The 12976-nt window shown below is 68.4% G+C and carries 11 protein-coding genes; 10 read left to right on the forward strand and 1 reads right to left on the reverse strand.

Going from position 1 to position 12976, the window contains the following annotated elements:
• The first annotated feature begins 5 nt into the window (after positions 1-5).
• From ASJ79_RS15290 to ASJ79_RS15330, 9 genes are read left to right on the forward strand one after another with little or no spacing between them, the layout of a single operon-like run.
• Entirely contained in the window at positions 6-1331 is a 1326-nt protein-coding gene (locus ASJ79_RS15290) for a nucleotide sugar dehydrogenase (RefSeq protein WP_067956567.1), read from the forward strand.
• 2 nt (positions 1332-1333) lie between these two features.
• Positions 1334-2500: a glycosyltransferase family 4 protein gene (locus ASJ79_RS15295; protein ID WP_067956569.1), complete on the forward strand. Its 1167-nt coding sequence runs from the start codon at positions 1334-1336 to the stop codon at positions 2498-2500.
• An 11-nt stretch (positions 2501-2511) separates the two neighbouring features.
• A complete protein-coding gene (locus ASJ79_RS15300) occupies positions 2512-3576 on the forward strand; it encodes a polysaccharide deacetylase family protein (RefSeq protein ID WP_082753852.1) in 1065 nt (354 codons plus the stop codon).
• Positions 3563-4468, forward strand: a complete 906-nt coding sequence (locus tag ASJ79_RS15305; protein WP_197420227.1) for a hypothetical protein — start codon at positions 3563-3565, stop codon at positions 4466-4468. Before ASJ79_RS15300 ends, ASJ79_RS15305 begins: the two co-directional genes overlap by 14 nt.
• 51 nt (positions 4469-4519) lie before the next feature.
• Positions 4520-6088, forward strand: coding sequence for an acyl-CoA ligase (AMP-forming), exosortase A system-associated (locus ASJ79_RS15310; RefSeq protein WP_067956571.1), 1569 nt, complete (start codon positions 4520-4522; stop codon positions 6086-6088).
• A 40-nt stretch (positions 6089-6128) separates the two neighbouring features.
• The gene (locus tag ASJ79_RS15315; RefSeq protein ID WP_067956574.1) at positions 6129-6419 is read left to right on the forward strand and encodes an acyl carrier protein; all 291 of its coding nucleotides are present in this window, start codon (positions 6129-6131) and stop codon (positions 6417-6419) included.
• Positions 6420-6425: 6 nt separating this feature from the next.
• Positions 6426-7664, forward strand: a complete 1239-nt coding sequence (locus tag ASJ79_RS15320; protein ID WP_067956576.1) for a glycosyltransferase family 4 protein — start codon at positions 6426-6428, stop codon at positions 7662-7664.
• A gap of 9 nt (positions 7665-7673) precedes the next feature.
• Positions 7674-9242: a lipopolysaccharide biosynthesis protein gene (locus tag ASJ79_RS15325; RefSeq protein ID WP_067956578.1), complete on the forward strand. Its 1569-nt coding sequence runs from the start codon at positions 7674-7676 to the stop codon at positions 9240-9242.
• A gap of 10 nt (positions 9243-9252) precedes the next feature.
• Positions 9253-10077, forward strand: coding sequence for a polysaccharide lyase (locus tag ASJ79_RS15330; RefSeq protein ID WP_067956594.1), 825 nt, complete (start codon positions 9253-9255; stop codon positions 10075-10077).
• Positions 10078-10092: 15 nt separating this feature from the next.
• On the opposite strand, the gene asnB is transcribed toward ASJ79_RS15330, so the two are convergent.
• Positions 10093-11958, reverse strand: coding sequence for an asparagine synthase (glutamine-hydrolyzing) (gene asnB / locus ASJ79_RS15335; RefSeq protein WP_082753853.1), 1866 nt, complete (start codon positions 11956-11958; stop codon positions 10093-10095).
• 171 nt (positions 11959-12129) lie between these two features.
• Between asnB and ASJ79_RS15340 the strand changes: the two genes are divergently transcribed.
• A complete protein-coding gene (locus ASJ79_RS15340; protein WP_067956581.1) occupies positions 12130-12834 on the forward strand; it encodes a hypothetical protein in 705 nt (234 codons plus the stop codon).
• The last annotated feature ends 142 nt before the right edge of the window (positions 12835-12976 follow it).

A 12976-nucleotide genomic window follows, 5' to 3' on the forward strand; every position in this document is an offset into this window, starting at 1 on the left:
GTCGGATGTTGACTTCGGTGAGTGTGTTCGGGCTCGGGTACGTCGGCTGTGTCAGCGCCGTCTGCCTTGCCTCACAGGGACATCGGGTGATCGGTGTGGACGTGAACCAGGACAAGGTCGACGCGCTCGCACGGGGGATGTCCCCGGTGGTGGAAGCGCGACTCGGTGACCTCGCCGCCGAGGTGGTCGCCGCCGGCGACCTCACCGTGACCACCGAGACGACCGCCGCCGTCGTGAACTCCGACCTCTCGCTGGTGTGCGTCGGCACCCCGTCCGCGCACGGCGGCGGGCTGTCCACCGAATACCTCGAACAGGTCACCGATGCGATCGGCGCGGCACTGGCGGACAAGAACGGTTGGCACGTCGTGGTCTACCGCAGCACCATGGTGCCGGGGACCTGCGAGGACCTGCTCATCCCGCGCCTCGAGTCGGCCTCCGGCAAACGGGCGGGCGTCGACTTCGGGGTGTGCGTGAACCCCGAGTTCCTCCGCGAGGGCACCAGTGTGCGGGACTTCTTCAACCCGCCGAAAACCGTGGTCGGTGAGACCGATTGCCGCAGCGGCAAGACGGTGCTGGCCCTCTACGACGGCCTGCCGGGGCGGCAGTTCCAGGTGCCGATCAGGGTCGCGGAGATGACCAAGTACGTCGACAACAGCTTCCATGCGCTCAAGGTCGGTTTCGCCAACGAGATCGGCGCGATCTGCTCGGCGCTGGCCCTGGATTCTCACGAGGTCATGGAGATCTTCCTGGCCGACACCAAGCTGAACATCAGCACCGCCTACCTTCGGCCCGGATTTGCCTTCGGAGGATCCTGCCTGCCCAAGGACGTCCGCGCGCTCACCCACACGGCACGGCGCAACGATCTCGATGTCCCGTTGTTGGCGAACCTGTTGACGTCCAACGAAAGCCACATGCGTCGCGCGGTCGACCTGGTGCTGGCCACCGGCCGGCACCGGGTCGGAATCTTCGGGCTGTCGTTCAAGCCCGGCACCGACGACCTGCGCGACAGCCCGATGCTGGAACTGGCCGAACGCCTGATCGGCAAGGGGTTCGACGTCAAGATCTACGACCCGACCGTTGTGCTGTCGCGGCTGACCGGTGCGAACAAGACCTTCATCAGCCGGCAGCTTCCCCACATCGGCGAGCTGTTGACCGACGACGCCGACGCCGTGTTCGACCACGGGGAGCTGCTCGTGGTGGGTTCGCGCGATCCCGAGGTCGTCGACGTGATCGACCGCGCCGGGCCCGACCGGTTGATCGTCGATCTTGTCCGGCTGCCCGGCGCCGAACATCTGCGCACGATGCCGAACTATCAGGGCATCGGGTGGTGAGCATGGGCAGCAAGGGCATCAAGGTCCTCATGGTCGGGCCGTATCCGCTCGTGCCGGGTGTGGTCTGCGGCGGAATCGAGTCCGCCACCAGCGCCCTGGTCCCGGCATTGGCGGCGCGCGACGACGTGGAGAGCGTGACCGTGTTGCGCTTCCATGACGGCGACGCCCCGACCGCTCACCGGCGGGAGGGCCCGAAGGTGGAGGTCCACTACCTGCCTGGGCAGCGCCGGTGGCGCGCGGCGACCGGCGCCTTCCTGGACCGGCGTAGAGCGCGCAGGCTGGCGGCCACCGTCAGGCCGGACGTGGTGCACGGCCAGGAGATCGGGCTGTACGGCGACATCGCTCAGCGCTGCGCCGGCAACGCGGTGGTCACCGTCCACGGCGTCACGCTGGCCGGCCACAGCACCGACACCACGGACCACGCCGGTCTGCGAGGCAGGGTGCGGGACAGGCTGATTCGTGATCTGGAGAGACGGGTGCTGCGTCGGGGCAAGGTCGTCATCTCGATCTCGAAGTGGGACACCGAGGTGCTGGACGTGCCGATCCGCGGCACCCGGGTGAGCATCCCGAACGCCACCGGACCCGAGTTCTTCGCGCTGGCACCCCCACGCAGGACACCACCGCATCTACTGTTCGCCGGGGTGCTGGCGCCGAACAAGAATCCGGCCGGCGTGGTGAAGGCGTTTGCACAGGTGCGGATGTCTCTGCCCGAAGCGACGCTGACGCTTGCCGGTCCACAACCCGACGAACGGTACGCCCGTCTGGTCCGGGACCGGATCAGAGCTCTCGGACTCGAGGACAGTGTCGAGATCGCCGGTCCGATCGGTAACGAACAGATGTGCCGCGAGATCACCGAAGCCCGTGCCGTGGTGCTGTTCTCACGGCAGGAGAACGCACCGACGATCATCGCGCAGGCGATGGCGGCGGGAAAACCGGTCGTGGCCAGCCGGGTGGGGGGAATCCCCGAGATGGTCGACGACGGTGAGACCGGGTTCCTCGTGGAACCCGGCGACGAGGCGATGCTCGCCGACAGGATGCTGAAACTCCTCGTCGACCCGGCGCTCGCGCAGCGCCTGGGCGAGCGTGCACACGAGGTCGCGAAGGAGCGGTACTCAGCGGAGAAGGTGGCCGCGATGACCGTCGAAGCATACCGAAAAGCCATGGCCTAGGAGGAATCGTGATGGCTGCATTGAAAGATCTGGCGGCAGGGCTGCTGTGCACACTCGGCGTTCCGGCGGTCGCGCGATGGAGACGTTCGCGCCGGCTCGCGATCCTGATGTTCCACGGCGTCGAGAGCGAGCCCTTGACCCCACCGTGCGACTGGGTGATCGACACCGCCACGCTGCGGCGCGATCTGGACTACGTCCGTCGGCACTTCAACGTCCTGCCGTTGGAGGAGGCGCTCGAGCGGCTCGACGACGGAACACTTCCCCCTCGCGCCGCGACGGTCACCTTCGACGACGGGACGCAGAACCTGCTGACCAATGCGGCGCCGGTGTTACGCGAGCTCGGTGTGCCCGCGGCGGTGTTCCTCGCGACGGGGCCGATGGGAACGACCGAGCTGCTGTGGCCGGACCGGCTGTGGACCGCCTTCGCGCAGACAGACCGGGCCCAAGTCGACCTCTCGGCGGTCGGTCTCGGAACTCGTTCGCTGCGAACCGAAGCCGAGCGCATCGAGGTGCGGGACACGGTGACGCAACTCTTCAAGCAGTTGCCGGATCAGGACCGGATCGCCGAACTCGACTCCCTGATCGAAGCCCTGGGGCAACGGTCCGGCGTCTATGGTGGCCCGTTCCAGTTGCTCTCGTGGGACCTGGCGCGCGAACTGGCAGCAGACGGGCTGGTGACTTTGTACCCGCACACCGTCACCCACCCGATCCTCGCCCGCTGTGACGACGACAAGGTGGACCGGGAGATCACGGCGTCGTGCCGCGCGGTCGAACACAACACCGGCCGGGCGCCGGCGGTCTTCGCCTACCCGAACGGCTGCGCGCAGGACTTCGACGACCGGGCCAAGGCGGCGCTGCACCGCAACGGAATACGGTGGGCGCTCACCACGACGAACGGATTCGCCGAGGCGGGCGGCGATCCTCTCGAATTGCCCCGGATGGGATTCTCGACCGATCAGTCCTTCCCGGTGTTCAAGCTGAAGGTCTCGGGTTTCGCGTTGCGACCGGGACGCGTGCACGCTGTTCCAAGTCCGCAACCGGGATCCAGCAAGGTGGCCGGCGATGTCGCTGTCTGAGTCCGCCGAACTGCCGGCGGTCACCACGACCGACCAGTCCGCCGTCCGGCTGCTCCCGATCACGGCGGCGGACCTTCCCGCGGTGGCGCAGTTCCTCCATGACGAGCTCGACCCCACGGTGCCGGTCGACCGGTGGGAGTCGGACATCATCCCGACGTGGCGGGTGGACCAACCCAACTACGGGTTCCTGCTCCGCTGCGACGGCGCGGTGGTGGGCGCCCATCTCGCGTTCTACGCCGAACGGGAGATCGACGGTGTCAGACAACGGTTCTGCAACCTGGCGGCCTGGTGCGTGGCGGAGCCTTACCGCTCACACGCGCTGGGCCTGCTGCGTGCCCTGCTCCGCCAGAAGCCCTACCACTTCACCGACCTGTCGCCGTCACCCGACGTGCTGGTCCTGAACACCCGTCTCGGATTCACGGCACTGGACACGGCGACGGTGGTGGTCCCCAATCTCCCCTGGCCGATGCGCCGGCGCGGCGTGCGGGTGTTCTCCGACCGCAGAAGGATCGAAGGCAGCCTGCGGGGCGAGGATCTGTCTCGCTACCGCGACCATGCCGCGGCGGCCGCCGCGCAGCATGTCGTCATCGTCCGGGGAGCGCAGGCCTGCCATGTGATCTTCCGGCGGGTGCGGCGGAAGGATCTCCCGCTGTTCGCGTCACTGGTGTACGTCGGCAACCAGGAGCTGTTCCGGGCCGCCGCACCGCAGTTCTTCCGGCACCTCCTCCTGCGGCACGGCATTCCGGCGACGCTCATCGAATCACACGTCGTCGGCGGGCGATTCGCCCGGGCGGTGGAGGTGTCACCCAGGCCGAAGATGTATCGCAGCGACTCTTTGCGCCCCGACCAGATCGACTACCTGTACAGCGAACTCACCTGCATGCGGTGGTGAGCTGGCGTCCCACGCGAACGCCGAGCCGTCACCGGAAAGGAACATCCCGCGATGAGAAGCAACGTGCACCACATGCTTGAGCAACGCGCGGCGTCACACCCCGGGACCCCGGCACTGACGTACCGCGACGAGACGGTCGGCTACGCCCAGTTGTGGGACCGGGTCCGGGGGACGGCAGCGGGGTTGGCACACCTCGGCGTGTGCAGGGAGCAGCGTGTCGCCGTGTACCTCGAGAAGCGGATCGAGACGGTGGCCGCCCTCTTCGGTGCGTCCGTGGCGGGTTGCGTGTTCGTACCGGTCAACCCGGTGCTGCGAGCGGCTCAGGTGCGCCACATCGTGGCGGACTGCGACGTCACGGTACTGGTGACCTCGCCTGAACGGTTCGCGGTGCTGCGCGGGGAACTCGGCGCCTGCCGTTCCGTGCGGCACGTCGTGCTCGTCGGTGCCGGGACCGTCCCCGACGATCCCGACCGCCACTACGCGGTGCACCGCTGGGCCGGTCTGTGTGCGTCCGAGACCGCAGAGGTCGCCCCGAGCGGCGCCATCGATCTCGACATCGCGGCGATCCTCTACACCTCGGGGAGCACAGGGAAGCCGAAAGGCGTTGTGCTGAGCCATCGAAATCTCATCGCCGGCGCGGAGAGCGTCGCGCAGTACCTCGGCAACACCGCGGACGACGTCGTACTCGCCGCGCTGCCGCTGAGCTTCGACGCCGGGTTCAGCCAGCTCACCACCGCGTTCGCCGTCGGGGCGCACGTGGTGCTGATGAACTACCTGAGGCCGTCGGAGGTTCCGCGCCTGTGCGCCCGGCACCGGGTCACCGCGCTGACCTGCGTTCCGCCGCTCTGGATCCAGATCGCCGAGCAGACGTGGCCGCCGGCCGCGACGGCGTCCATCCGCTACTTCGCCAACACCGGCGGTCGACTGCCCAAACCGACCCTGGACAAGCTGCGCGGGCTCTTCCCGCACGCTCAGCCGTTCCTGATGTACGGGCTGACCGAGGCGTTCCGGTCCACCTATCTCGATCCGGCCGAAGTGGACCGCAGGCCCGATTCCATCGGCAAAGCCATCCCCGACACCGAGATCCTGGTGCTGCGGCCCGACGGTTCCCGCTGCGATCCGGGCGAGGAAGGCGAGCTTGTGCACCGGGGCGCGCTGGTCGCACTCGGCTACTGGAACGATCCGGTGCGCTCCGCCGAGCGGTTCCGCCCTGTGCGGCAGTCCGACTGGCGCACCAGCGAACCGGCAGTCTGGTCGGGTGACACGGTGGTCGCCGACGAGGACGGCTTCCTGTACTTCGTCGGCCGGAAGGACGACATGATCAAGACCTCGGGATACCGCGTCAGCCCGACCGAGATCGAGGAAGTGGCCTACGAGACACGCCTGGTGCACGCCGCTGTCGCGCTGGGCGTGGACGACGAGGACCTCGGGCAGCGTGTCGTCCTCGCCGTCACCCCGGCCGATGCCGAAACCTTCGACTCCGCAGCGCTGGTCGCCGAGCTGAGGCAGCGGCTACCGCTCTACATGCTGCCGTCGTCGGTGGTGGTGTCGGAGGACATCCCGCGATCACCCAACGGGAAGTTCGACCGTGCCGGGCTCCGAGAGGCGCTGGGCCCGTGAATACGTGTCTGGATCACGAGAACAACAGGGAGGGAACCACATGAGGTACACCGAGGCGACGCTGGACGGCGTCATCAGGGTCATTGTCACGACATTGGGCATCGAGGAACGCGCGGACACCTTGGAGGCGTCGACCCGGCTGCTCGACGGCATGCCCGAGCTCCACTCGATGGCGGTGGTGGCATTGGCGGTCGCGTTGGAGCGGGAGTTCGATCTGGAGATCGACGACGAGGACCTGACCGGTGAGGTGTTCGAGACCATCGGCACGCTCGCCGAGTTCGTCGAGGAATGCTGCAGCACAAGTCAACTGACCCGGACCGAAGCGGGGTAGACGTCCATGGCGACCCTGGTACTCGCGTCGACGCGTGTGGACACGCCGTCGAACGGAACCGACCTGCGGACCAAGCCTCTGTGCGAGCTGATACCGGACGACCTTCACCTGCTGGTGGTGCCGGTCTATCCGCTGCCCGCGCTGCGCGCGGGGGGCAAGGACGATTCGACGGTGTTCACCAGCGTGACCGAGTGCCCACCGCTGCTGGCCGGACCGCGGTCGCCACGGCGCCACCTCCGCCTCAGCGACGACAACTATCTCCGGACCAGTCGGCCCCGCGAATTCGCGGCGACCCAACGGATGTTGGCGGACGTCGTGGCCGGTCGCGGCATCGACCGCATCGTGGTGTTCGGTGCCGACCTCGCCGAGCTGGTGGCCGACCTGCGGGGCTGCACCAAGGTGCTCGACGTCTGCGACAGCATGACGCTGCGGATGAGCCGGGCGTTCCACCACGCCGGAGGGCTGCGCGCCGGACGGTGGGCCGACGCGCTCGACCTGTACCGGGCCCGCAGGACCGAGGCGCGGTTACCCGCGATGTTCGATCACGTCGTCACCGTCAGCGACGTCGACACCGCAGAAATCGTCCGGCTCAGCGGTATCAGCGCGAACGTGCACACCGTGCTCAACGGCGTGGACGACGCGTACCTCGCCCCGATGCCGCCACCGGCGCACCGGCGCGGCGTGGTCTTCTGGGGCAACCTCGATTTCGAGCCGAACACCGCCGCGCTCGCGCATTTCTTCGACGAGATCTGGTTCCCCGAACTCCGGCCTGCCGGAGTTGAAGTCGACGTGGTGGGCGGCAACGCCCCGCAATGGCTGGTCGCGCTGGCCGAACGCGAACCACTGCTCCGGCTGGCCGGCTTCGTACCCGATCTCCGCGCGGAGGTGTCCCGCTACCCGGTGATGATCAACCCGATGCAGACCGGAAGCGGATTGAAGAACAAGGTCTTGGAGGCCTTCGGGCTCGGCATCTCCGTGGTGTCGACAGCCCGCGGCGTCGAGGCCATGCCGGACGTGGTGGACGGGGAGCATCTGCTGATCGCCGACGGCGCCGACTTCGCCGGCGCGGTACTGGACCTGCTCGACGACCCGGCCCGCCGGATGCGGCTGCGCGCGAACGCCAACGCGCTGCTGCACGCGCGCTACCGGTGGGGCGTGACCGGCCGGCCGTGGCGGGCCCTGTTCGGCGCCGACGCGGGCCCGTTCCGGTGCCCCGACGCCGACTTTTTGGAAGCGGCGACATGACCGGCCCACATGACTAGCCGGTCGGCTCCGGACGTCGCCGAGGTGGAGACGCCGGGACCGCTGTCGCGGACATTGCGTCGGGGCGCGGCCATCGCGACGGGGATGTTGGTCTTCACGCAACTGGTGTCGCTGGCCCAGACGCTCGTCCTGGCCCGGCTGCTCTCGCCGGCAGAGGTCGGTTGGTTCGCCGCAGGCACCGTGCTGTCCGGCTTCCTGGTCACCTTCGCCGAGGCGGGAATGGCGAATGCGTTGGTGCAGCGGCAGGATCGGCTCGACGATGCGACCGCCACCGTCTTCTGGTCGACGCTGCTGGCCGGCGTGGGATGGGCAGTCCTGGCGCTGGCGTGCGCGCCGCTGATGTCCTGGATCTTCGGCAGCGACATCGTGGGACTGATCGCGGCGGTGTCGTCGGGGACGATCGTGCTGCACGCACTGACCTACGTCCCGGACGCGCTGATGCAGCGACGCTTCGACTTCCGGGAACGCTACATCGTCCAACCGGTCACGGTGGTGACGTTCGCGGTCACCTCGGTGGCGTTCTGCGCCAACGGCTTCGGTGTGTGGGGTCTGGTCATCGGCTCGTACTGCTCGGTCGCTGCCTGGCTGGTGGCCAGCTGGACTCTGGCCGGGTGGCGGCCCGGGGCGCGCGGACGGCCGTCGCTGGCGCTGTGGCGTGAACTGGCCGGATTCTCGGTGCCGCTGGTGGTCTGGAACGTGATCAACCAGGCTCGCGATCTGCTGGAGACAGCCGTGGTCGGTGCGGCGCTGAACGCCACCGCGCTGGGTTACTACCGGTACGGCCGGCGACTCGGTTCGTTACCGGAGATCGCCGTGATCGACGTCGGGTCCTACGTGCTGTTCCCGGCGTTCTCCCGGCTGGCTGTCGACGCCGAGCGGTTCCGGGCGGCGTTCCTGCGAGCCCTGCAGGTGCTCTGGTGCCTCATCGTCCCGGTGGCCTTCTTCATCATCGCGGCCGGCGAGCCGTTGGTCGCCGTGCTGCTCGGCGAGAAGTGGCGGGGGGCGGGCGTCATGCTGGTCGCCCTGGCCGGAGTCGGCCCGGGGGTGGCGTTGATGGCGGTCGGCATGGAGTCGATCAAGGGGATCGGCCGGACCCGCCGGTTGCACTGGGTCACTGTCGTCAGCACCGGGCTCGGGGTCGGCCTGCTGTTCGCGCTGCTGCCGCTGGGCCTGACCGGGGTCGGGCTGGCGCTGTCGGCGTCGTCGCTGACCGCCGGGGTGCTCAGCGTGCTCCTCGCGCGGCCGCTGGCGGCTGTGACGTTCGGCGAGTTGGCACACCGGCTGATTCCGCCGATTCTGGTGGCCGTGCTTCCCGCGGTCGTGGTGAAGTTGTCGGAGGTCACTTTCCTTCACTCGGACCAGCGCGGATTCCTGCTCGGCTCGGTGATGCTGCTGGCAGAGGGCGCGGCTTACCTCGCGCTCTACGGAGCCGGTTTGGCGCTCTGCGCACCGGCCGCATGGCGTGAGCTGTCGTCGGCGGTGCGACAACTCCGCCGCCGGGGTGAGGACACCCACGACACGATGAATGCCGATGTTCCTGCAGATCAACGAGATTCGTGAAGGAGTCGTCATGTCTCAACTGCGGAAGGCGCTCACCTCGTTGGCGGTCGTCGCGGTCACGATGGCGGCCGGCTGCGTGAGCGGGGTCGCGCTGCCGCACGGGAAGGCGCAACTGTTGTTCGTCGGCGACTACTCGACCGGGGATTTCAGCCAGTGGCCGAGCGTCCAGAACCGGGACTACAACGGACCCGGCGCCAGGTACGTCCCGTCGTATCCGGCGACCGTGGTCAACGATCCGGCCAGAGGCAAGGCGGCCCGTTTCGAGGTCAGGTCGGGCGACTGGTCGGGCTTCGCCACCGGTGAGCGCTCGGACGTCGGCTCCAACTCAGACGACACCGGCGGCCGGGAAGGGCAGGTGCGCTGGTATTCGTTCGCCACCAAGTTCGACCCGAGTTTCCCGCAGAACCACGCCGATCTGGGCTGGGGGGTCACCAACGGGTGGCATCCGAACTCCAGCAGGGGCAGTGCCGCGTTCGAGTGGAGCGTCGGAACCAGGAACGGCTACTGGTCGCTGGACGTCGAAGAGCAGAGCAGACCAGGTGTGTACCAGGGCAGCCACACCATCTTCGAGACACCGTTGAACGTGGGGACCTGGCACGACGTGAAGATGCAGGTGAACTGGTCCAGTGATCCCGAGCGGGGATGGATCAGGTTGTGGCTCAACGGCGCCCGCCAGACGTTCTTCGACGGCTCCGACACCTACTTTCTGAGCACCCTGGTCCCCGGCACCACCACCTGTTACTACAAGGAGGGTTACTACCGGCAGGCGGCCCAACCCACAGGCATCGTGTACCACAGCGGGTTCCGCGCCGCCGGCGAGGAAGCCGCCCTCTGACGCGGACGCGGCGTTTCAGAGTCCGAGCGAGAGACTCGACGGGTCCTGCCCGTCGAGGAAGATCCGCGCCCACACATCGAGGGTGAGCACGCTCCAGAGTTCCTTGCCGAAGTCGTACCGGCCGGCCCGGTGCAGTGCGAGCGCGCGGCGGACGCGCTCTGGGTCCACCAACGGATCGGGCCGTGCGTCAGGACCGGAGACGAGCCGGTCCAACGCATCGCCCAGACTGCCCCGGAACCACGGCGACACCGGAACCGTGAAACCGATCTTCTTGCGGGACAACAGCTCTGCGGGGAGGCGGCGACGCGCCACCTCGCGAACCACCATCTTTGTGCGACGCGGGGAGGCCTTGAGCTGCGAGGGAAGCCGGGCGGCGAACTCGGCCAACTCGTGGTCGAGCAGCGGCATCCGTCCCTCGATGGATGCCGCCATCGTCATCTTGTCCCCGCGGACGAGAAGGTTGTCGACCAGGTAACTCTCGACGTCGAGCGCCAGCATGCGATCGAGAGGATCAAGGCCGGTGTCGATGCCGGACAGCAGCGGCTCCAGCGGCCGCAGGCCGTCGGACGACAGTCCGGCCAGGCGGTCGGCACCGAACCAGGACGGCCAGCGTTCCCCCGGGGCCGCTGTGGCGAGCGCCGTGACGGCCATCCGGGCCCGACGCGGTAGCCGGTGCCACTCTGCCAGCCGGTGCAGCCGGCGCTCACCCAGGACGGCGCGTGCCGGGCGGCCGGCACGGTCGAGGAGTGCGTCCACGCGGTACTTCGGGTATCCGCCGAACAACTCGTCACCGCCCTCCCCGGACAGAACCACCGTGACGTGCTCACGCGCCATCCGCGACAGCGCGAGCAGTGGAATCTCCGACGGCTCGGCCAGCGGCTCGTCACGGTGCCAGACCGCCGTGGGCATCAGCCGGAGGAACTCCCCGGGCCCCAGCCGGATCTCGTGGTGGCGGGTGCCGAACGTGTGCGCGGTGGAGCGGGCAGCAGCCAGCTCATCCCCGGCCCACCCCTCGTCGAACCCGATCGAGAAGGTGCGCACCGGCTCGTCCATCAGCTCCGACATGAACGACAGCACGGTGCTCGAGTCGAGACCGCCCGACAGGAAGCACCCGAGCGGCACGTCGCTCACGAGGCGCCGGCCGACCGCGGTACGCATGAGGGTCTCGGCCTCTTCGGCGGCTTCGGTGAGCGTGGTCGCCGGTTTCGCGTCGTAGCGCAGCCGCCACCACCGCTGTATCTCGACACCCTCGCCGCTGAGGACCATCTTGTGGCCGGCAGGTAACTGGCGGACCGACCGGAAGAGGGTCCGCGGGCTCGGCACGTAGCGCAAGGCCAGATAGTCCTGCAGCGCGGCGTCGTCGACGTCGGTGGACACCCCGGCAGCCACAAGCGCCTTGATCTCCGAGCCGAACACCACCGCACTTCCGCTGCGTGAGTAGTAGAGCGGCTTCTTGCCGAAACGGTCCCGGGCGATGAGCAGGCGGTGGCGGTGCTCATCCCAGAGTGCCAGCGCGAACATGCCCGCGAGGCGGTGAAGCATGTCGTCGCCCCACTGTTCGTAGCCGTGGACCAGAACCTCTGTGTCACAACGGGTCACGAAGCGGTGGCCGTGACGTTCGAGTTCGGCGCGCAGCTCGCGGAAGTTGTAGATCTCGCCGTTGAACACGACTGCCACGGAGCCGTCCTCGTTGAAGATCGGCTGGTCCCCGCCGGCCAGATCGATGATGGCCAGCCGGCGCATCCCGAGAGTGAGCCCGGGCCGGTCGAATCGCCCCTGACCGTCCGGGCCGCGGTGGAAGATGGCGTCGAGCATGCGGTCGAGTCGCCCGGATCCCGGTGCCGGATCCTTTTCATTCCAGATACCGCAGATGCCGCACATCAGCAGTCCCCCCGCGCCGAGCCCCCCGAGACGTCACTCGTACGGTCACCGATTCTGTCAACCTTTGCCAGATCACGTCGTGCAATGACGTAATGCCTTCGGTCAAGATCTGCGGTGACACGGCGAGGCGTCCTTCCGCTGCGGCAACGCAGGTGAACTAACCTTGGCCAGATGAGTCCTCACGAGCAGGATCCCGATGACGAGGACACCGGGCCGCTGCACGTCGACAGCGTGCAGGCCTCGCCGGCACGCGTGTGGGAAGGCCGCCGTGATTCGCCGGTGGCGGTGAATCCACGTCCGGTACAGCGCGATCGTCGACCGGTCGTGCTGATCGCCGCGGCCACGGCGGCCGTCGTCGGGCTCGGTGTGCTCGCATGGACGTTCTGGCCGTCGTCTGACGGGGCGGACAGCTCCGGCGAGACTACGACGACGACCCAGGCCGAGAGTCAGGAGCAGGCCGAGGCGCGGTTGCTCGGCATGCTGCCGCCCGGTTACGCGCCGGATGCGTGCGAGGCGGTGGTACCCGCCAAAGGTGCACTCGCGCAGGTCAGTTGCGGCGCGAATGACGATGTGGGCGGACCCTTGACGGCCATCTACACGCTGGCCCAGGACAACGCGACCCTCAAAGAGCTGTTCGACGGCGTGGTCAGCAGCTCGGCGGTGGTGAACTGCCCGGGCAACATCCAGTCACCCGGGCCGTGGCGCCGCAATGCGACGCCCGACCGGACCGCGGGCACCCTGGTGTGCGGCTTCCAGCAGAGCAGACCGACCGTGGCGTGGACGACCGACGCCGATTTGATGGTCAGCGAGGTCCAGTCCGGGCCGCAGGGCCCGAACATGGTCCAGCTCTACACCTGGTGGACGTCGCACTCGTGACTGTCTGAGCCGTCAGGCCGGAGGCGGCGGGACCACCACCGTCGTCGCCGGCGCACCCGGGACTGCGGGCTGCACACCTTCGACCGGTGCGCCGGCGGCGCCCTCCGGAGAGCGGAAGAGCGTCGTGAGGGCAAGGGGGGAG

Origin of the sequence: Mycobacterium sp. NAZ190054 (assembly GCF_001545925.1) — a bacterium.
Classification (GTDB): domain Bacteria; phylum Actinomycetota; class Actinomycetes; order Mycobacteriales; family Mycobacteriaceae; genus Mycobacterium.